This window comes from Janthinobacterium sp. BCJ23, assembly GCF_059617945.1.
This window is the reverse complement of the sequence record NZ_JCAQAW010000001.1, coordinates 915,431-934,958: the sequence shown is the minus strand read 5'-3', so window position 1 is coordinate 934,958 and position 19,528 is coordinate 915,431. Positions and strand designations below refer to the sequence as shown.

The following is a 19,528-nucleotide window of genomic DNA, read 5'->3' as shown; positions in this document are numbered from 1 at the left end:
CGCGTTGTTCCCTGCGGACCACGCGAAGACAAAAAAAGCGCACGCGGCAATGACCGCGTCCAGATACAGCGCATCGGGAAAAAAATCGGGAGTTTCACATGACGTCAGTTCTGTTTTCTGCTGTTGGTTTCAGCCATTTCCCCTCTGGAGCGGCATTCATGCTGCATCCGCCTTCCTAGCCGCCGCCAGCCGGCTCTTCCCCCGCGAGGGGGATCTTTTCCGCGAGTCCGACCGCGCCGCCCGGCGTGGCCGCTGGCGCAGTGCATCCTTTTTTCAGGAAGGGTTGCCGGCTCCTGGTGCGTGCACCGGAATCACCGGCCCGAAGAACTATGCTTTCGATAGCGACCAAAGTGGAACAGATCGTGATGGAATCGGCCTTTCTCAGCGAGGGATTGGGCCGTGGCTTGCTGAACCTGTCGGAACTGGCGCGCCAGCTGCAGCCGCAATTGCAGACCGACTTGTGGAAACCGGTGGGGCAGGCCGCCGTGGTGATGGCGCTGCGCCGCCTGGCCGAACGGATGCCGCAGCAGAAAAGCGGCGAGATCGTGCTGGCGCACCGCGCGGGAGAGCTGTCCACACGCAGCGAATTGATGATTTTTACCTACCGCTATTCCGACCAGACCTATGACTGCCAGCGCCAGTTGCTGGCGCTGGCCGCACCCCAGCGCGGCACCTTCATTACCGTGACGCGCGGCGTCAACGAGGTGATGGTGATCTGCAGCCGTTCGCTGCATGCGCTGGTGGAAGAGGTGTTCGGCGAAGAGCAGGAACTGGCGCGCCTGGAGCGGGTGACGGCCGTGACCCTGCACCTGGCGCCAGAGACCTGCTACACGCCGGGCGTGTATCACGCCATCCTCAAGCGCCTGGCGTGGGAGCGCATCAATTTGATCAACATCATCTGCACGTATACGGAGCTGACTTTGTTGCTGGAAGCGTCGCAGACGGGGGCGGCTTTTTCCGTGCTTTCGAAAATCGTCGCGCAATGAAAAAGGCTCTGTCTCCGCTAAGTAGGGGAACTCCAGGAATCTTCCTGTGTCCCTGCTGTCTGACTATGTATACCAGACAAACGGGAGCCTTCCATGCAGCCAGCCCAATGGAAAACGTTCATCGCCCAGTTCGCCGAATTGAGCCGCCGCCAGCGCCTGGCGGGCATCACCCTGCTGCGCGGGGTCGCATCGCAAGACGTCATCGTGGCATTGGTCGAAAGCGTGGCCCGGCAGCGATTGCACTGTCCTGCCTGCAATAGCAACCATGCTCACCGGCATGGCCATGCACACGGACTGCAGCGATACCGTTGCGTGCCGTGCGGGCGCACCTTCAATGCGCTCACCGGCACGCCGCTGGCGCGCTTGCGTCATAAATCGCTGTGGCTCGACTACGCCGATTGCCTGCTGGCATCGGATTCCGTGCGCAAGGCAGCCACTCAACTGGGCGTGCACCGCAACACCACGTTTCGCTGGCGCCACCGGTTTTTATCGTTGGCAAAGACAGACCGGCCGCATGGCTTGCACGGCATCGCCGAGGCCGACGAGTTATATCTGCTGGAATCGGAAAAGGGAGCGCGGCAGATGACGCGTCCGGCCCGCTGCCGGGGCGGCCATGCCCACAAGCGCGGCATATCGAACGAACAGGTCTGTATCCTGGTGGCGCGCGACCGCACGGGACAGACCCTCGATTTCGTCACGGGCAAAGGAGCGCTGACCAAGGCGCATCTGCATCACTGTTTGTTGCCCGTCATCGACAAGGATGTGCTGCTGGTCACCGATGGTCATGCGGCCTATCGGGCCTTCGCCAGGGAAGCGGGCATCAGCCACCAGGCCGTCAACTTGCGCGCCGGCATCCGTGTGCAGGGTGCCGCCCATGTGCAGAACGTCAACGCCTATCACAGCCGACTGCGGCAATGGCTGGGTCCCTTTCACGGCGTCGCGACGCGCTACCTGCCGAACTACCTGGGCTGGCGCTGGATACTAGATGCCGGGCGCATCCGTTCGCCAGAAACATTATTGAAGGCAACGCTGGGAGCTTTTCCACACCTGACGGTGACATAGCCATGAAAAACGCCCCGCTGCATCGCTGCGGCGGGGCGTCAGGCAGAGTAGTCCCTACTTATTTTTCCAGCTGCTTACGCACGCGGGCGATCGCGGCGCGTACCTGGCGTGGCGCGGTGCCGCCCACGTGGTCGCGCGCGGCGACAGAACCTTCCAGGGTCAGCACGGCAAACACGTCTTCGTCCGTCAACGGGGAAAACGCGCGCAGCTGCTCGAGCGACAGGTCGGCCAGGTCGCAGCCCGCGTCGACGCAGGCGCGCACGGCCAGGGCCACCGCTTCATGGGCGTCGCGGAACGGCAAGCCCTTCTTGACCAGGTAGTCGGCCAGGTCGGTCGCCGTGGCGTAGCCTTGCAGGGCGGCCGCGCGCATCGCTTCCGGTTTCACCGTGATGCCGCCAGCCATGTCGGCGAAGATGCGCAGGGTGTCGATGACGGTGTCGACGGTGTCGAACAGCGGTTCCTTGTCTTCCTGGTTGTCCTTGTTGTAGGCCAGCGGCTGGCCTTTCATCAGGGTCAAGAGGCCAGTCAGGTGACCGTAGACGCGGCCCGTTTTGCCACGCGCCAGTTCCGGCACGTCCGGGTTTTTCTTTTGCGGCATGATCGACGAGCCGGTGCAGAAGCGGTCGGCGATGTCGATGAAGCCGATGCGTGGGCTCATCCAGATCACCAGTTCTTCGGCCATGCGCGACACGTGCATCATCAGCACGGCGGAGGCGGCGCAAAATTCGATGGCGAAATCGCGGTCCGAGACGGCGTCGAGCGAGTTGTGGCACACGTCGTCAAAGCCCAGCGTTTTTGCCACGCGCAGGCGGTCGATCGGGAAGGTGGTGCCGGCCAGCGCGGCGGCGCCCAGCGGCAGGCGGTTGACGCGCTTGCGGCAGTCGGCCATGCGTTCGGCGTCGCGGCCGAACATTTCGACATACGCCAGCATGTGGTGGCCGAAGGTGATCGGCTGGGCCACCTGCATGTGGGTAAAGCCCGGCATGATGGTGTCGGCATGCTGCTCGGCCAGGTCCGTCAGCGCGCTGCGGAACGTCGCCAGCAGGGCGGTGATGTCGTCGATGGCGGAGCGCACATACAGGCGGATGTCGGTGGCCACCTGGTCGTTGCGCGAACGGCCCGTGTGCAGGCGCTTGCCCGCATCGCCTACCAGTTCGGTCAGGCGTTTTTCAATATTCAGGTGGACATCTTCCAGGTCCAGCAGCCATTCGAACTGGCCGGCGGCGATTTCCTGCGAGATTTGCGCCATGCCGCGCTGGATTTCCGCGTAGTCGGCAGGGCTGATGATGGCTTGCGCATGCAGCATTTCCGCATGGGCCAGCGAACCTTCGATGTCGAACAGCGCCAGGCGCTTGTCAAAAAATACAGAAGCTGTGTAGCGCTTGACGAGGTCCGAGACCGGTTCGGAAAACCGGGCCGACCAGGCTTCGCCCTTTTTGGAGAATTGATCAGTCATGAAAGAAGTCCTTTAGTGTACGGCGATTATAAACAAGGTTGGCCGGCGGTAGGGCTTTTAGGGGCTTGCAAGGCGCTGAAATGGCCAGGAATGGGGCCGGCAAGCGTCAAATGCCACGGCGATGGCCTGTTGCGCGTTCCATCCGGGCTGTTTGTATTCTGTCCCGCAAATCGTGCGTTTGGTCGCAATCCGATGGCAGTTCAGGGGGGATCGGCCTACAGTTCAATCATCGCAGCACACAACCAGCCACTCAAAGGACACCATCATGAACATCGCTAAAAACATGGAAGCCATCTTCGTTGCCATCATCGCCGTCGCCGCCGCCACGAGCCTGGCCACCGCCGCCGTGCCGAAGTTCCGCGCCGCGCCAGCCGCTTCCGCCGCCCTTGTCGCCAGCGCCGATCAAGCCACCATGCACACCGTGTACGTCAGCGCCAAGCGTTTGAACGCGGAAGAAAAAGCCGCCCTGTAAGCGCGGCCATGCCATCGAGGCAGAATAAGCAGCATCCGTAGTCACCATCACACAGGCAGCAAGCATTACAGCATCAGCGGCAATCGGAACGGGCGGCGCCCCCGTTTCCTTTTCAGCTCAGGCGGAACGCGAGCTTCCCGCCATCCACAGCATTTTTCAGCCTGCCATCGGCATCGGCCAATGGCGTGTTCCGTTTTACTGCCAGTGCATCAGGCACGGTGGTATCAATAGCAGCAGCGCCAGCACCAGGTAGATCAGCTGCAGCGGGATCATCCACTTGGCCCACGTGATCCACGGCACGCGCGCCAGCGCCAGCACGCCGACGGTGATGCCGGAGGTGGGGATCATCGGCGTGGTGAATTCGCCGAACTGGAAGGCCAGGATGGCCGTCTGGCGCGTCACGCCCACCAGGTCGGCCAGCGGCGCCATGATGGGCATGGTCAGCGCCGCCTGGCCGCTGCCGGAATGGATGAAGAAGTTGATCACCGACTGCATGAAGAACATCTTTTGCGCGGCGAAGACGGGGCTCGACGAGGCCACCAGCGGCGTCAATGCATGCAGCATGGTGTCGATAATCTGCGCGTCGCGCGCCAGGATCATGGTGCCGCGCGCCAGCGCGATGACCAGCGCCACGCTGACCATGTCGCGTGCGCCCTGCACGAACGACGCCACCAGGCTGTCCATGTCGAGCCGGCCGACCAGGCCGACGACGATGGCCATCACCAGGAACAGGGCGGCGATTTCATCGATGAACCAGTCGTACTTGACGACGCCGACGACCATCGTCAGCAAGGTCGCCATGAAGATCCACAGCACGGCGCGGTGCGTGCGCGTCATGCCGGCAAAGCTGTCCAGGTCCATCGAGTGCTCGTTGCGCTTCTCGATATCGAGCAGGTAGGTCGGGCTTTTTTCCGGATGGCGCTTGATGCGCGCCGCATACCACATCAAGAACACGATGCTGACCGCCGTGGCGATGGCCCACACGATCAGGCGGTAGCCGATGCCGGAAAAGATCGGCACGCCCGCGATACCTTGCGCGATGCCGACGTTGAACGGGTTCAAAAAGGCGGCGGAAAAGCCCACCTGCGAGCCGATGAAGGGAATCGACACGCCCGTGATGGTGTCATAGCCCAGGGCCAGAGCCAGCGGCACGAAGATCAGGATGAAGGGGATCGCTTCCTCGTTCATGCCGAAGGTGGCGCCTCCCAGCGAGAACATGGTGAAGAAGACGGGGATGATGGCGGCGCGCACGAAGCGCGAACTGGTGTGCGCCTTGGCGATGGCCTTGATCAGCGAATCGAAGGCTTCCGTTTTTTGCAGCACGGCGAAGGCGCCGCCGACGATCAGCACGAAGCCGATGATCAGACTGGCGTCGACGAAGCCCTTGATGGGCGCCATCATCAGCGCGGCCAGGCCCTGCGGCTTGTTGTCGACGTAATGAAACGTGCCGGGGATGATCAACTGCTTGCCGTTCACCAGCTGGGTGTCGAATTTCCCGCCCGGCACCAGCCACGTGGCCACGGCGATCATGGCCAGGATGCCGCACAGCAGGACGAAGGTATTGGGTAGCTTGAATTTTCTCATGGGCGTCACTTATTGGCTCAGGAGGCTGCCGCCGCGGTAGGCAACGGCGCCTGCGACCTTGCCCACGTTCATGCCGCGCAAAACGTGGCGGTGGGCGCTGCGCGCAAAAAAGACACCGGCGACCGTGCAGCGCAAGGTCGTCGTCTCGCCGCTGACGGGGTCGATCAGGTCGGCCACCGCATCGCCGGCGGCCAGCACCTCGCCCATTTCGCGGAGGTAGACCAGCACACCGTGATGCGGCGCGAGGATCGGCTCCACGCCGGCCAGCGGCGTCGGCTCGCATTGCGGCGCGGGCAGGTCGTCGCCTGCACCATCGATTTCCAGTACGCCCTCGATGGCGAGAAAGCGCAGCAGGGCGGCGGCGTCGCGTTCGGCCAGGGCGTAGCTCACTTCCACTTCGCCGCGCAGTTCGACGGTGGTCGACAGGCAGGCGGCGGGAATCGGATAGCGGCCGCCGAAGTGCGCGTCGAGATCCCACCACAAGCGGCTGCAGGCTTCGTCGAACGGCTCTTCGCCGGCCGCCAGTTCCAGCAGCACGGCGCGCGCGCCCAGGAGCGCGGACAGGGGCGCGATCTGCGCCGCCAGCGGCGTGCCCGTATAGATGTGCAGGGCCGCCTCGTTATCGCAGTGCAGGTCGAGCACAATGTCGGCGTCGATGGCCATGCCCAGCAGGGTTTTCTTCAAGGTTTCCGCATCCGTGCCCGGCCGCCAGGCGGCGACCGCGGCGCGCGCATACTCGCGTATCAACGCCACGTTGGCTTGCGCATCCTGTCCCAGCTGGCCAGCCAGCGTGGTTTTCAGTTCATCGGCCACGTGGCGGTAGGCGCGGTTGAAGTTGATGCCCGTGCTCAGGTCGAAGCGGCCGAACGGTGCGCCATGGATGGCTTGCGCCAGGCCGATCGGGTTGGCAGCCGGCACCAGGATGATTTCGCCGTGGACCTTGCCCGCTGCTTCCAGCGCCAGCAGTTCGCGGCGCAAAAACTGCGACACCAGCATGCCCGGCACCTCGTCCGCGTGCAGGGCAGCCTGGATATACACCTTCTTGCCGCTGCGGCTAGTGGCGGCCGCGGCGCCGAAGTGGAAGCTGCTCAATTGGCACGACATGCTGGCGTGCGCGGTGGAGATGGGATGCTGTTGTACTTGCATGGTGGGCGCCCCGGAAAGGTGCATGGTTGATGGATTCCGGTCGATTATGTAGCAATATTTTCACGAAGTAAATCAATGAAAATCCTTTTACAAATATTTGTTGAGTTTTCTTTTTGATATGAGTACAGTAAGTTCCAGCGACCCGATTTCGCCTTCCGTCAGTGATCCGCAGTGCCCAAGAATACAGGCCGCCAGTGATATGAGAGCATCCGCCAGTCCTGCCAGAAGCAACGCCCCCATGCCATTTGCTACCACGCTGGCGTCGCCCGACGCCGCGTTCGCGCAATCGCCGCTGGGGCAGGCGCTGCTGCACGTGCTGGCTGGCGGCTCGGCTTCGCAGCGGCAGATCGCCGATTACCTGCTGCGCAACCAGATGCGCGTGACGGCGCTGGGCATCGAGGAACTGGCCGACAGCTGCCAGGTGTCGACGGCCACCATCAGCCGCTTCGCACGCGATATCGGCCAGAAGAATTATTCTGCCATGCGCGGCGCCATGGCAGAAACCCTGCAATCGCTGTTGCAGCCGGTCGACAAACTGCGCCGCACGATAGAACGGCGCGCGCGCGCCACCTCGCCCATCACGCAAAGCCTGGAATATGCGGCCGCGAATATCGCCGCCACGTCCGATGCCCTGTCGCCGCCCGCCATGCAGGCCGTGGTGCGCCGACTGACGCGCGCCAGGGTGGTGTATGTGATGGGTTTTGGCCTGTCGGCCAACCTGGCGGGTATGCTGGTGCAGCACCTGCAACCGTTTTGCCCGCATGTGGTGGAAGTGGTGGGCATCGGCGGCTCGGAAGTAGCGGCCGGCCACCTGGTCAACCTGACGGCGCACGACGTGCTGGTGGTGATCGCGTTTCCCCGCTATACGCTCGACTGCATCGGCCTGGCCAGCTTCGCGCGCGACCGCGGCGCCTGCATCGTGGCGATCACCGACTCGCCCGCGTCGCCGCTGGCCGAACTGGCCGACCACGCGCTGTACGCGCAAAGCACGCATCCTGTCCTGCCCAGCAGCGCCAGCACGGCGCTGGCCATGATCGAGGCGCTGGCCGTGGCGCTGATGGTATCGAACAAAAAGAACGTAGAAAAAGCGGCCCGCTTGAGCGACGTCATCTCCGCCTATCTGTATGGCGGCGAACATGGCGTGCAGGGCCCACGAAAAACAGCGGTGAAGCAGCGCAAGGCAGTCCCAAAATCATTATAAAAATCAGGCATCAACATCAGGGGAGATTGACAATGCAGATGAAAAGACAGGACGGCGCCTTGCCACGCGAGTCGGTGCTGGCGCAAGGCGTGCGCGTGGCGCTGGGCGCCCTGAGCGTATCGACGGCGCTGGGCATGCTGGCCGGCGGCGCGCAGGCACAGGAGCAGGATGGCGAACCTGCGCCGAAAAAAATGCAGCGCGTGGAGATCACGGGGTCGGCCATCAAGCGGCTGGAATCGGAAACGGCGCTGCCCGTGCAGATCATCACGCGCGCCGCAATCGAAAAGGCGGGCGTGACGACGGCGGCCGAGCTGATGGCGCGCGTGTCGGCCAACGTGGGCGGCCTGACGGACGGCGCCAGCATCAACGTGGGCGGCGACCAGCGCGGCTTCAACAGCGCCAACCTGCGCGGCGTGGGCACCTCGTCGACTCTGGTGCTGCTCAATGGCCGGCGCATGGCCAACTTTGCCTCGCCCGGCGACGATGCGGGCGTGGACCTGAACAACATCCCGGCCGCCGCCCTGCAGCGCGTGGAAGTGCTGCTCGATGGCGCATCGGCCCTGTACGGCACGGACGCCATCGGCGGCGTCATCAATTTCATTACGCGCAAGGATTACCAGGGCGTGGAGCTGAACGTCTACGGCAGCCGCACCGATGAAGGGGGCGCGGGCAAGCGCACGGCCAGCATCACGGCCGGCACGGGCGACCTGGCTGCGGATGGCTACAATATCTTCGCCGTGGTCGACCTGCAAAAAACGGACGGCCTGCGCTCCTCGCAGCGCAAGTTCATCCCGAACCTGCAGATTCCGCAGCGCCTCGGGCATTTGCTGTCGAACTTTACCAGCCCGGCGAATATCCGCCTGTCCAGCGCCCAGCGCGAGCACCTGCAGGACAACGGCTTCCTGCTCAATGGCCAGCCGATCACCAACCGCCAGATCAATTTTGGCATTCCGAACTGCGCGCCGCCGGCCAATTTGTACCTGCCGGCGGGCACGGGTGGCGTCGATGCCTGTACCTATAACTATATGGGCGACACGGAGCTGTATCCGAAGACGGACAAGCAGAACCTGCTCACGCGCGGCGTGCTGAAATTGAATAACGATCACCAGCTGTATGCGGAAGTGGCGCTGAGCCGCTCGCGCAGCCATTACGTGGGCTCGTCGGCGCGCGTGATCGGCTACCTCGATTACAGCAAGGTGCCGCAGCTGGCCAATGCGGGTTTCGACACGCTGCTCGATGACGATGGCAAGCAGGTGGAGCGCGAACTGGAACTGCGCATGCGGCTGAACGAGGCGGGCATGCGCACCAGCCAGCTGACCAGCGAGAGCCAGCGCTACGTCGTGGGCGCCACCGGCACGCTCGCCGGCTGGGATTACGACGTGGGCTTCAATCACAGCGTCAATGTGGTGAAGGACCGCGATACCCACGGCTACGTCTTGTACGACAAGCTGCAGGCAGGGATCGCGGCCGGCGACATCAATCCCTTCGGGCCTTCCGGCGCGAAAGGCCGGGCGCTGCTCGACAGCATCCAGGTCGACGACGAGGTGCGCCATGCGCGCGGCGTCATGGACTCGCTCGATTTCAAGGTGTCGCGCGCCTTGATGCCCATGGGCGGCGGCGACATGGCGCTGGCCGTGGGCGGCGAAGTGCGGCGTGAACGCACCGAGTTTCGCCCATCGGCGCTGCTCATGAGCGACAACATCAGCAACGATGCGGCGCCGGAAGGCGGCAGGGGTACCAGCGACAGCCGCAATGTACAAGCCGTCTACGGCGAATTGCTGCTGCCGTTGACCAGGCAATGGCAGGCGCAGTTGTCAGGCCGCTACGACCATTACGAGCAGGTGGGCGGCGCCCTCAGTCCCAAGGTGGGCCTGACCTACATGCCCAGCAAGCAGGTGCTGCTGCGTGCTTCGGCCGGCAAGGGCTTCCGTGCGCCGTCGATGTCGGACTTGCACCGTCCCACCGTCTACAGCAGCACGGCGACCCTGCCCGATCCCGTGCTGTGCGCCACCGTGGACAACAATTATGCCGATTGCGCGCAAGACTGGGATACGCGCCGCTACAGCAACGACAAGCTGAAACCGGAACGCAGCCGCCAGTTCTCGGTGGGCCTGGTGCTCGAACCGAGCCAGCACTGGACCTTCAGTGCCGATTACTGGAACATCAGGCGTACGAACCTGATCAGCGAAATCGGCGACGACATCATCCTGGGCAACCTGGCCAAGTACGGCAACCTCGTGCACCGCAACGAGGTCAATGAAATCGACTATATCGAGCTGCGCAAGGAAAACCGCGGTGCGCAAAAAGCCTCGGGCATCGATATCACTGCCGACCTGCATGGCGTGCAAACGGCGTGGGGACGCTTTGGCGGCCACCTGAGCGGCACGTATGTGCTCGGTTCAAAAATCCAGACCAGTCCCGGCGACGATTTCATCAGCAATCTCAATCGCTTCGTCACGGACGGCGTGGTGCAGCGCTGGCGCCACACGATCACGCTCGATTGGGATAGCGGCCCGTATTCGGCCAGCCTGTCGAACACGTATTCGAGTGGCTACGATGACCAGAACTCGGCCATCAACATCGATGACGGCAGCGTCGTCAAGCCGAACCGGGTGAAGGCGTACACCTTGTGGGACATGTCGGCGGCCTATGCGGTGAGCAAGCAGTTCAAGCTGCGCGCGGGCATACAGAATCTGTTCAATACCAGTCCGCCATACTCGAACCAGGCCTATTTTTTCCTGTCCGGCTATGATCCCAGCTACACGGACCCGCGCGGCCGGCGCTTCTATGCGAGCGCCAATTACAGCTTCAAGTAAAAAAAGTCGGGGATGCCGCAACAACGCTGTCATATGCGGCAGGTAGTATCGTCGTTCGCTGGAGTCGGGTTGCAAGCAGCAGTTTGGCAGCAAGGGCGCGCGCCGGTATCGACAAGTGCGCGCCACTTTTCTTGTATTCGAAAGGCACCATGAAATCATCTTCAAGCCTGTACCACACCTTCCGCGCCGCGCTGCTGTTCGTGCTGGCATTGTGCAGCGTCCATGCCGTGGCGGCGCCGGCCGGCAGTGCCATCGGCAGCGCGCCGCAGGGCACCCTCGTCATCATCGGCGGCGGCCTGCGCGCCGACAATGCCGAAGTCTGGCAACGTATCGTCAAGCTGTCGGGCGGGCCGGGCGCGCGCATCGCCGTGCTGGCGTCGGCCGCGATGAACCCGGAAAAATCCGGTGAAAACATCATCAAGAAACTCAATCAATATGGCGCCGAGGCCTTTTTCGTGCCGCTGGCCGTCAAGCTGGCCAATCGCGATTACCGCAAGGCGGCCGAAGACCCTGCCATCGTCACGCAGATCAAGTCGGCCACCGGCATCTATTTTGCCGGCGGCGACCAGGGACGCATCACGCAAGCCCTGCTGCGCCCGGACGGCAGCCGCACGGCCGCGCTGGAAGCCATCTGGTCGGTCTACCGCAACGGCGGCGTGATCGCCGGTTCCAGCGCCGGCGCTGCCATCATGAGCACGACCATGTTCTACGATGCCAAACCCGTGCTCGACATGCTCAAGATGGGCGTGACGGATGGCCGCGAGATCGCGCCGGGCCTGGGCTTCATCGGCAGCGACGTGTTCGTCGACCAGCATCTGCTGGTGCGTGGGCGTTTTGCCCGCATGATTCCCGTGATGCTGAAAAAAGGCTATCACCTGGGGCTGGGCATCGATGAAAACAGCGCCATGGTGGTCGACGCCATGCGCGACGTGGAAGTCATCGGCTACAGCGGCGCCCTGCTGATCGACCTGTCGGGCGCCATCAGCGACCGTGGTGTGAAAAATTTCAATATCAGCAACGCGGCCATCAGCTATCTGGACCGTGGCGACAAATTCAATCTTGTCACGCGCGTGTTTACGCCGTCGCCGGACAAGGCCGACAACAAGCTCGATCCGAACCAGCCCGACATGCGCGAACCTGTGTTTACCAACGATATCCTCGGCAATAACGCCGTGCTGGACCTGATGGGCAATTTGATCGACAACGCCCAGCAGGAAGCCATCGGCATCGCCTTCGGCAATCCGCGCGACCCGTACCCGGACCTGGGCTTCGAGTTCCGCTTCAGTAAAACCGTCAACAGCGTCGGCTACAGCTCGACCGAGGCGGAAGCGTACTCGGTGCTGAAGCTGCGCCTCGATATCCGCCCGATCCAGCTGCGCCAGCCCCTGTACCGCTACAAGTAAGTGGCGCGTTAGCGCCGCCAGCGCGGCCACGCGGCGACCGTCAGGGCCCGCAGCAGCCACTCGACAGGGCCATAAGCGTGGCCGCGCAGCCACCAGCGGCTCAATGGCAGCTGCGCGCCAAAGATGATGGCGGCCAGCGCCAGCGCGCCCAGCGGCGAGACGCTGCCCATCAGCCGCATGCCATACGCGAGGAACAGCACGGCGCAGATGGCCGACTGCAGCAGGTAGTTCGACAGGGCCATGCGGCCCGTATCGGCCAGCAGCGCAAACAGCGTGCCGTCGCGCAGACGCTCGAACAGAGATAGGGCTAATGCCAGGTAGGCGCCCGCCAGCAGCGGCGCGGTGGCCAGTCCCACGGCCAGTCCCGCCACCTGCCATGCCTGGCTGTCGCCATACACGGAGGTCCACGCATAGAAGGTGGCGCCGGGCAATCCCGCCAGCGTGCCGGCCCGCAGCAGGCGGCGGCGCAGCGGCAGATAGTCGCTCGCATGCAGCAGCATCTCGCGCTTGCCGGCGGCCAGGCCGCACAGGAACATGGCCAGCGCGCACGGGGCCTGCACCAGCAGCAGGACGAGCCAGATGTCACTGAGTTCGCGCAGATGCTGATGGATGACGGCGGCCGGCGTGGCGCGGTAGGCGGCCAGCGCGCTTGCCGCTTTTTGCGCCATGTCCACGGCCAGCTGCGCGTCGTCGCCGGCCGGCTGCAGGCTTTGCAACCATGCCATGCCTGCCCAGAACGCGACGCAGACGGCGACGAGCGTCAACGCCAGGGACAATGCCTGGCGTTCGCCGCAGCGGTGCAGCGCCAGCAGCACGATGCCCAGCAGAGCGTAGGTGGTCAGTATGTCGCCATGAAACAGGAACACGGCGTGCAGGGCGCCGATCAGCCACAGGCCCGCTTGTCGGCGCAGCATGCGCGGCACGAATGGCGCACCGGCACGCGCGGCCGCCTGCAACTGCAAGGTGAAGCTGTAGCCGAACAAAAAGGAAAACAGCAGGTAGAACTTGGTTTCGAACAGCAGGGCGACGAGGAAGTGCGTGGCGCGGTCCACGCCGCCGTGAAAGGCGGGATCGGTCAGACCCAGGCCGAACCAGGGCGTGGCGAAGGCGCCGATATTGACGACCAAAATGCCGAACAGGGCGCAGCCGCGCAGGGCGTCGACGTCGGCGATGCGCGCGGGCGGCGTACTCGGTGAGCGGCTCATGGTGCCGCTCATGCCAGGGCAGGGCGCAGGAAGCGCGCCAATAACAGGTGCAGGCTTGCCCGCTGCGCCAGCGGCGCGTAATCGGGATCGACGGCGACGCGGTTGAAGATGCCATCGATCAGCGCAGCGATCCAGCCGGCCGTTTGCGCGGGGGCCAGCGCGGCGTCGACCTGGCCCTGCGCGGCCGCCTCTTCGAGCAAGGTTTGCACGCCGCCGCGCAGGCTGGCGTCGTTGCGCGCCACCCTGGCCGCGATGTCCGTATCGCGCATCGCCTCGGCGGCGATGTCCAGCGCCAGTCCCGCAAAGTCCGCGTCGGCCGCCAGCGCCAGCACCACGTCCATGAAGTCGAGCAGGGCGCCGTAGGCATCGGCGCTGCCTTGCACGCCCGCGAAATAGGCGGCCGTCTCGCTGCCTTCCTGGTCGACGATGGCGGCGATGATGGCTTGCTTGGTGGGGAAGTAATGAAACAGGTTGCCGGGGCTCATGCCCGCCTGCGCACAGATGGCGGCGGTGCTGGTCTGGTGAAAGCCCTTGTGCGCGAAGCAGTGGCGCGCGGCGGCGAGAATGGCGTCGCGGCGTGCCGCGTGTTTATCGGGATCGATGGTGCGCATGACTTACCTTTAATTAATCGACTGGTCAGTCTAATATAAACCGATTGCCTTGCCGGGTCAAGCTGGCCACTTTGCACGTCCCCTTCCTGTCGCTACAATGTGTCGCAGCGGTTTTCCCCGCGCCTGGCGGCAGGCCCGCCGATTGTTTGGAAAACCGTTCCCTTCACCTGTTTTTCTACCGTTTTAGGAATGACATGCAGCAGACCCCGATTCGATCCTTCCTCTGCGCGCTGGCGCTGGCCGCCGGCATCGCCCCTGCCGCGCAAGCGGCCAGTGCCGCCCAGCCGGCCACCATGCGCCTCGATTACCAGCACAGCGGCAATGCGCTGGGCGAGCATTATGCGGTCGAGCGCGTGCTGGTCGAGCCCCTGCCATGGGCGGGCAACCTGGCGCGCCCCATCGATGACAGCAACCGCGGCAACAATATGCTGGAAGTGGTCGACATCAAGTCGGGCAAGGTGCTGTATTCGCGCGGTTTTTCCACCATCTTCGGCGAATGGGCCAGCACGGATGAAGCGAAAACCACCACGCGCGCGTTCCAGGAATCCGTGCGCTTCCCGCAGCCCGAGCAGCCCGTGCGCGTGCGCATCCTCAAGCGCGACGAGCGCGGCCTGTTTTCCATTGTGTGGAGCACGGACGTTGATCCGGCGGCGCAGGACGTGATCCGCAAGCAGCCGCCGGCGCCCGTCAAGCCGATCCCGATCCGCATCAGTGGACCTTCCAGCGACAAGGTCGACCTCTTGATCATGGGCGATGGCTATACGGCGGCCGAAATGGCCAAGTTCGAAGCGACGGCGCGCAAATTGGCCGAGCATCTTTTCACGGTGTCGCCGTTCCGCGAGCGGGCCAATGACTTCAATGTGTGGGCCATGGCCGCGCCGACGCTGGAGTCGGGCGTGTCGCGTCCCTCGACGGGCGTGCATCATGCGTCGCCCTTGGGCACGCGCTACGATATCTTCGGCAGCGAGCGTTACGTGCTGACGACGGACAACCGCGCGCTGCGCGACCTGGCCCAGTACGCGCCGTATGAATTCATCGAAATCCTCGTCAATAACGATACCTACGGCGGTGGCGGCATCTTCGGCCAGTTCAGCACGGCGGCGGCCAACAGCGACTGGGCCAATTACCTGTTCGTGCACGAATTCGGCCACCATTTCGCCGGCCTGGCCGACGAGTACTACACTTCGCCCGTGGCCTATCAATCGAATGGCGAGCGCCAGGAACCGTGGGAACCGAACGCCACGGCGCTGCGCGATCCGGCCAAGCTGAAATGGAAAAACCATGTGAAGGCGGGCACGCCGCTGCCGACGCCATGGCCGAAGGAAGCGTACGACAGCCATGCGCGCGAATACCAGAAGCAGCGCGCGGCTTTGCGCGCGGCCAACCGCCCGGAAAGCGAAATGAGCACCTTGTTCAAGGCCGACCTGGCGTACACGCAGCAGCTGTTCTCGAAAGCGCCGCAGCGCCATGCGTTGGGCGCTTTCGAAGGCGCGCACTACGAGTCGTCCGGCTACTACCGGCCCGAGATGCAGTGCATCATGTTCGACCGCAGCGAGACATTCTGCTCCGTTTGCCAGGATGGCATCAGCACCATCATCGACCTGTATTCGCGTCCGGCATCGGCGCCGGGCAAATAAGGCCGCTCCTGTCATTCCAGTAGTGCATGGGGGCCATGTTGCATCGCAATAGCATGGCCCCGATTTTTCCCACTCCCCGCCTGGCGCCGCGCGCCAAGTCGCCCCACCGCTTGTTTTCCAGGCAATCTCCCTTTCTTTTTGCACGGCTGCTTTTCTGTGCGCCAGCCCCACGGAGTTATCAAAAAGGCACCGCGATTCGCTTGCTTGTCAATTAGTTCATTTAAATAATATTGATGTAGAATTTGATGTATATCAATGTTGCATTGCCGCAATCGCACTTATAGTTGACCTAGCTCAAAACGATAAGCATGCGGACCGGACTCATCGCGAATCACGTATCTAAATGCTGTAGAGTAATTTTCGCCCTGTACCAGTTCCCCGAGAATGCACTGGTGCCGGCCTCGAATTTCAGTGACGGAAGCCAGATTCATGAAGATGCAGCCCCCCGCGCCTGACGCGTGCAGTACCCTCCATCCCCACACTCCGATTGCCTTGCCGTATGCGCGTGCTGGCGGCGTTACCCTGGCCATGTGCGCCGCCGCCATGCATGCGGGCGCCGTGCGCTGCGTGCATGCGGCTACGCCGTGGCCCGCCCTGCGTCCAGTCCCGGCATGACGGCCGGCTTGCGCCCATCCTTGCCTTTGCAGGGCAAGCGGGGGCTGGTGGTGGGCATCGCCAACGCGCAAAGCATCGCCTGGGGCTGCGCCAGCGCCCTGCGTGCGGCCGGCGCCGAACTGGCCGTGACCTGGCTCAATGACAAGGCGAGAACGCACGTGGAACCGCTGGCGCAGCAAGTGCAGGCGTCGATCATGGCGCCGCTCGACGTGGCCGTGCCGGGGCAATTGGAGGCGCTGTTCGCGCAGATCGAACGGCAGTGGGGGCGGCTCGATTTCCTTGTTCATTCCATCGCCTATGCGCCGAAACACGATTTGCATGGCCGCGTGACGGACAGTTCCGCCGACGGCTTTGCGCAGGCGATGGATGTCTCCTGCCACTCCTTCATGCGTATGGCGAAACTGGCCGAACCGTTGATGCCGGATGGCGGCAGCTTGATGACCATGAGTTACCTGGGCGCCGAGGAAGTCATCGCCGATTATGGCCTGATGGGGCCCGTGAAGGCGGCGCTGGAAGCGTCCGTGCGTTACCTGGCCGCCGAACTGGGCCCGCAAGGCATCAGAGTCAACGCCATTTCGCCGGGGCCACTGGAAACGCGGGCCGCTTCCGGCATCGCCCATTTCGACCGCCTGATGGCCGACGCCATCGAACGTTCGCCCATGCGCCGCCTGGCCACCATCGAGGACGTGGGCGCGCTGTGCGCCTTCCTCGCCGGCGACGGCGCGCGCGCCATCACGGGCGGCACCCTGTACGTCGATGGCGGCTACAACATTCTGAATTGACTGGAAGATGATGACCATGGCTGTTTTTACCTTGCCACACCGCGCCATGCTGGCCGCCCTGGCAGCCACGCTGGCCCTGGCCGGCTGCGCCTCGATGGCGCCGCCGTATGCGCCACCGCCGCTGCCCGTGGCGGCGCAGTATCCGGAAACCGATCCGGCCGGCGCGCACGCGCCCGACGTCGCCTGGCAAAGCTACTTTGCCGACCCGCGCCTGCAGGCGCTGATTGCGCAGGCGCTGGCCAGCAACCGCGACATCCGCATCGCCGCGTTGCGCGTGGAAGAGGCGCGCGCCGCGTATGGCATCCAGCGCGCGGAGCAATTTCCCACTATCGCGCTGGGCGCCTCCGGCAGCCGCGCACGCGTGCCAGATGACCTGAGTCCGACGGGCCGCGCCATGACGAGCGCGCAGTACCAGGCGGGCTTGAACGTGAGCGCGTGGGAACTCGATTTCTGGGGCCGGGTACGTAGCCTGAAAGACAGCGCGCTGCAAACCCTGCTGGCCAGCGACGAGGCGCGCCGCGCCGTCGGCGTGGCCCTCGTGGCGCAGGTGGCCAATGGCTACCTGGGCTTGCGTGAACTCGACGAAAGGGTGGAACTGGCGCGCGCCACGGTCGACAGCCGCGCCGAATCGCTGCGCATCTTCACGCGCCGCTTTGAGGTAGGCTCGATTTCCAAGCTGGACCTGACGCAGGTGGAAACCCTGCTTAGCCAGGCCCTCTCGCTGTCGGCCCAGCTGGAACAGGCGCGCGCCGTGCAGGCGCACGCGCTGGCCCAGCTGGTGGGCGGCCCCGTCGATCTGACGCCGGTGGCTGGTGAGGTGCGCCGCTTCGACGACGCCAGCGTGCTGCAGCCGCTGCATGCGGGCCTGTCCTCGGCCTTGCTCACGCAGCGCCCCGACCTGATCGCGGCCGAACACCAGCTGCGCGCCGCGCAAGCCAATATCGGCGCCGCGCGCGCCGCCTTCTTCCCGACGATTTCACTGACGGCCGCCTACGGCACGGCCAGCGCGGAATTGAGCGGTTTGTTCGACTCGGGCAGCGGCACCTGGAATCTCGCGCCGCGCCTGGTGCTGCCGATCTTTGACGCGGGCCGTTTGCGCGCCAATATGGACCTGGCCGAGGTGCGCCGCGATGTGGCCGTGGCCAATTATGAAAAAAGCGTGCAGGGCGCGTTCCGCGAAGTGGCCGACGCGCTGTCGAACCGGCGCTGGCTGGCGCTGCAGGTCGACATCGGCAAGACGACGTTGGCCGCGCAGAGCGAACGGGCACGCCTGGCCAAGCTGCGCTACGACAATGGCGCCGCGCCCTACCTGGAAGTGCTCGACGCGCAGCGCGACCTGCTGACGGTCGAGCAGCAGCTGGTGCAGACGCGCCGCGCGCTGCTCTCGAGCCAGGTCAGCCTGTATGCGGCCCTGGGCGGCGGCGCGCCCGTCGCCTCCGCCGCCGCTTCCACCCACTAATTTGATCGCCCCGATATCATGAATGCTCAACTGAAGAAAAAACTCATCCCCGCGGCGCTCGTCGTGGCCGTTCTCGTGCTCGGCTATGTGGCCTGGCAAAAAATGCGTCCCACCGGTCCTGGCGAAGGTTTTGTCAGCGGCAATGGCCGCATCGAAGCGACGGAAATCGACGTCGCCACCAAGCTGGCCGGCCGGGTCAAGGAGATCCTTGTGCGCGAGGGCGACTTCGTCAAGGCGGGCCAGCCGCTGGCCACCATGCAGGTGGACTCGCTGGCGGCCCAGCGCGACGAGGCGCGCGCGCGCCAGCAGCAGGCATCCGATGCGGTGGTCGGCGCGCAGGCGCAGGTGGCCGTGCGCGAGAGCGACAAGGCGGCCGCGCTGGCCATGGTGGCGCAGCGCGAAAGCGAACTCGATGCGGCCAAGCGCCGCCTGGTCCGCTCCGAGACCCTGTCGAAAGAAGGCGCTTCCTCGGTGCAGGAACTCGACGACGACCGTGCCCGCGTGCGCAGCGTGGCCGCCGCCCTGAATGCGGCCAGGGCGCAAGTGACGGCGGCGCAGGCGGCCATCGACGCGGCCAAGGCGCAGGTGGTCGGTTCGCGTTCCGCCGTCGTGGCGGCCGAGGCGACGACGGCGCGCATCGATGCCGACCTGGCCGATGGCCAGCTGGCGGCGCCGCGCGACGGCCGCGTGCAATATCTGGTGGCGCAGCAGGGCGAAGTGCTGGCCGGCGGCGGCAAGGTGCTCAACCTGGTCGACCTGTCGGACGTCTACATGACCTTCTTCCTGCCCGAGACGGCGGCCGGCAAGGTGGCGCTGGGCGGTGAAGTGCGCATCATCCTCGACGCGGCGCCCCAGTACGTGATTCCCGCGACGATCTCGTTCGTCGCCGCCAGCGCGCAGTTCACGCCGAAGACCGTGGAAACGGCCAGCGAACGCCAGAAACTGATGTTCCGCGTGAAAGCGCAGATCAGCCGCGAGCTGCTGCAAAAGCATCTGGCGCTGGTGAAAGTGGGCTTGCCTGGCGTGGCCTGGGTGCGTCTCGACGGGAAGCAGGCCTGGCCCGCTGAACTGACGGCGAAGGTTCCGCAGTGAC

Annotated in this window: 16 protein-coding genes; 11 read left to right on the top strand and 5 right to left on the bottom strand. The window is 64.4% G+C overall.

Annotation, left to right across the window (positions count from 1 at the left end; all coding sequences use genetic code 11):
* Positions 1 to 329: 329 nt before the first annotated feature.
* Both AC54AG_RS04185 and AC54AG_RS04180 read left to right on the top strand, forming a co-directional pair.
* Positions 330 to 986: a hypothetical protein gene (locus tag AC54AG_RS04185; RefSeq protein ID WP_034746413.1), complete on the top strand. Its 657-nt coding sequence runs from the start codon at positions 330 to 332 to the stop codon at positions 984 to 986.
* Positions 987 to 1,079: 93 nt separating this feature from the next.
* Positions 1,080 to 2,048, top strand: a complete 969-nt coding sequence (locus tag AC54AG_RS04180) for an IS1595 family transposase (protein WP_319990660.1) — start codon at positions 1,080 to 1,082, stop codon at positions 2,046 to 2,048.
* Positions 2,049 to 2,106: 58 nt separating this feature from the next.
* Here AC54AG_RS04180 and argH read toward each other — a convergent pair whose 3' ends face one another.
* Entirely contained in the window at positions 2,107 to 3,504 is a 1,398-nt protein-coding gene (gene argH / locus AC54AG_RS04175; RefSeq protein ID WP_496629560.1) for an argininosuccinate lyase, read from the bottom strand.
* A 265-nt stretch (positions 3,505 to 3,769) separates the two neighbouring features.
* Between argH and AC54AG_RS04170 the strand changes: the two genes are divergently transcribed.
* Positions 3,770 to 3,976, top strand: coding sequence for a hypothetical protein (locus tag AC54AG_RS04170; protein WP_034746421.1), 207 nt, complete (start codon positions 3,770 to 3,772; stop codon positions 3,974 to 3,976).
* 195 nt (positions 3,977 to 4,171) lie between these two features.
* Here the strand turns inward: AC54AG_RS04170 and AC54AG_RS04165 are convergent, their stop codons facing one another.
* A complete protein-coding gene (locus AC54AG_RS04165; RefSeq protein ID WP_496629559.1) occupies positions 4,172 to 5,560 on the bottom strand; it encodes a YfcC family protein in 1,389 nt (462 codons plus the stop codon).
* Between the two features lie 9 nt (positions 5,561 to 5,569).
* On the bottom strand, positions 5,570 to 6,706 hold the full coding sequence (locus tag AC54AG_RS04160; RefSeq protein WP_496629558.1) for a succinylglutamate desuccinylase/aspartoacylase family protein: 1,137 nt from the start codon (positions 6,704 to 6,706) through the stop codon (positions 5,570 to 5,572).
* Between the two features lie 238 nt (positions 6,707 to 6,944).
* Between AC54AG_RS04160 and AC54AG_RS04155 the strand changes: the two genes are divergently transcribed.
* The 3 genes from AC54AG_RS04155 to AC54AG_RS04145 all read left to right on the top strand — a co-directional run bounded on the left by AC54AG_RS04155 (position 6,945) and on the right by AC54AG_RS04145 (position 12,126).
* Entirely contained in the window at positions 6,945 to 7,907 is a 963-nt protein-coding gene (locus AC54AG_RS04155) for a MurR/RpiR family transcriptional regulator (protein WP_496629557.1), read from the top strand.
* A 32-nt stretch (positions 7,908 to 7,939) separates the two neighbouring features.
* Positions 7,940 to 10,723 (top strand): TonB-dependent receptor, encoded by a 2,784-nt coding sequence (locus AC54AG_RS04150; protein ID WP_496629556.1) that lies wholly within the window; start codon positions 7,940 to 7,942, stop codon positions 10,721 to 10,723.
* Positions 10,724 to 10,872: 149 nt separating this feature from the next.
* Positions 10,873 to 12,126: a cyanophycinase gene (locus tag AC54AG_RS04145; RefSeq protein WP_070301465.1), complete on the top strand. Its 1,254-nt coding sequence runs from the start codon at positions 10,873 to 10,875 to the stop codon at positions 12,124 to 12,126.
* A gap of 8 nt (positions 12,127 to 12,134) precedes the next feature.
* Here the strand turns inward: AC54AG_RS04145 and AC54AG_RS04140 are convergent, their stop codons facing one another.
* Together AC54AG_RS04140 and AC54AG_RS04135 are read right to left on the bottom strand one after the other, a co-directional pair.
* The gene (locus AC54AG_RS04140; protein ID WP_496629555.1) at positions 12,135 to 13,331 is read right to left on the bottom strand and encodes a DUF418 domain-containing protein; all 1,197 of its coding nucleotides are present in this window, start codon (positions 13,329 to 13,331) and stop codon (positions 12,135 to 12,137) included.
* Between the two features lie 8 nt (positions 13,332 to 13,339).
* Positions 13,340 to 13,942, bottom strand: a complete 603-nt coding sequence (locus AC54AG_RS04135; protein ID WP_496629554.1) for a TetR/AcrR family transcriptional regulator — start codon at positions 13,940 to 13,942, stop codon at positions 13,340 to 13,342.
* Positions 13,943 to 14,136: 194 nt separating this feature from the next.
* Here AC54AG_RS04135 and AC54AG_RS04130 point away from each other — a divergent pair, with 194 nt between their 5' ends.
* From AC54AG_RS04130 to AC54AG_RS04110, 5 genes are all read left to right on the top strand, one after another.
* On the top strand, positions 14,137 to 15,579 hold the full coding sequence (locus AC54AG_RS04130) for an IgA Peptidase M64 (RefSeq protein ID WP_496629553.1): 1,443 nt from the start codon (positions 14,137 to 14,139) through the stop codon (positions 15,577 to 15,579).
* 429 nt (positions 15,580 to 16,008) lie between these two features.
* A complete protein-coding gene (locus AC54AG_RS04125; RefSeq protein ID WP_139248410.1) occupies positions 16,009 to 16,194 on the top strand; it encodes a hypothetical protein in 186 nt (61 codons plus the stop codon).
* A complete protein-coding gene (fabI, locus tag AC54AG_RS04120) occupies positions 16,191 to 16,976 on the top strand; it encodes an enoyl-ACP reductase FabI (RefSeq protein ID WP_072455012.1) in 786 nt (261 codons plus the stop codon). The genes AC54AG_RS04125 and fabI overlap by 4 nt, the downstream gene beginning before the upstream one ends.
* Positions 16,977 to 16,986: 10 nt before the next feature.
* Positions 16,987 to 18,435, top strand: coding sequence for an efflux transporter outer membrane subunit (locus tag AC54AG_RS04115; RefSeq protein ID WP_496629715.1), 1,449 nt, complete (start codon positions 16,987 to 16,989; stop codon positions 18,433 to 18,435).
* A gap of 18 nt (positions 18,436 to 18,453) precedes the next feature.
* A complete protein-coding gene (locus AC54AG_RS04110) occupies positions 18,454 to 19,527 on the top strand; it encodes an HlyD family secretion protein (RefSeq protein WP_034746446.1) in 1,074 nt (357 codons plus the stop codon).
* Position 19,528: the final 1 nt, after the last annotated feature.

Bases quoted from the DNA above. Each gene is read 5' to 3' on its own strand.
- AC54AG_RS04185 (WP_034746413.1), top strand. From the start codon at position 330: ATGCTTTCGATAGCGACCAAAGTGGAACAGATCGTGATGGAATCGGCC.
- AC54AG_RS04180 (WP_319990660.1), top strand. From the start codon at position 1,080: ATGCAGCCAGCCCAATGGAAAACGTTCATCGCCCAGTTCGCCGAATTG.
- argH (WP_496629560.1), bottom strand. From the start codon at position 3,504: ATGACTGATCAATTCTCCAAAAAGGGCGAAGCCTGGTCGGCCCGGTTT.
- AC54AG_RS04170 (WP_034746421.1), top strand. From the start codon at position 3,770: ATGAACATCGCTAAAAACATGGAAGCCATCTTCGTTGCCATCATCGCC.
- AC54AG_RS04165 (WP_496629559.1), bottom strand. From the start codon at position 5,560: ATGAGAAAATTCAAGCTACCCAATACCTTCGTCCTGCTGTGCGGCATC.
- AC54AG_RS04160 (WP_496629558.1), bottom strand. From the start codon at position 6,706: ATGCAAGTACAACAGCATCCCATCTCCACCGCGCACGCCAGCATGTCG.
- AC54AG_RS04155 (WP_496629557.1), top strand. From the start codon at position 6,945: ATGCCATTTGCTACCACGCTGGCGTCGCCCGACGCCGCGTTCGCGCAA.
- AC54AG_RS04150 (WP_496629556.1), top strand. From the start codon at position 7,940: ATGCAGATGAAAAGACAGGACGGCGCCTTGCCACGCGAGTCGGTGCTG.
- AC54AG_RS04145 (WP_070301465.1), top strand. From the start codon at position 10,873: ATGAAATCATCTTCAAGCCTGTACCACACCTTCCGCGCCGCGCTGCTG.
- AC54AG_RS04140 (WP_496629555.1), bottom strand. From the start codon at position 13,331: ATGAGCCGCTCACCGAGTACGCCGCCCGCGCGCATCGCCGACGTCGAC.
- AC54AG_RS04135 (WP_496629554.1), bottom strand. From the start codon at position 13,942: ATGCGCACCATCGATCCCGATAAACACGCGGCACGCCGCGACGCCATT.
- AC54AG_RS04130 (WP_496629553.1), top strand. From the start codon at position 14,137: ATGCAGCAGACCCCGATTCGATCCTTCCTCTGCGCGCTGGCGCTGGCC.
- AC54AG_RS04125 (WP_139248410.1), top strand. From the start codon at position 16,009: ATGAAGATGCAGCCCCCCGCGCCTGACGCGTGCAGTACCCTCCATCCC.
- fabI (WP_072455012.1), top strand. From the start codon at position 16,191: ATGACGGCCGGCTTGCGCCCATCCTTGCCTTTGCAGGGCAAGCGGGGG.
- AC54AG_RS04115 (WP_496629715.1), top strand. From the start codon at position 16,987: ATGACCATGGCTGTTTTTACCTTGCCACACCGCGCCATGCTGGCCGCC.
- AC54AG_RS04110 (WP_034746446.1), top strand. From the start codon at position 18,454: ATGAATGCTCAACTGAAGAAAAAACTCATCCCCGCGGCGCTCGTCGTG.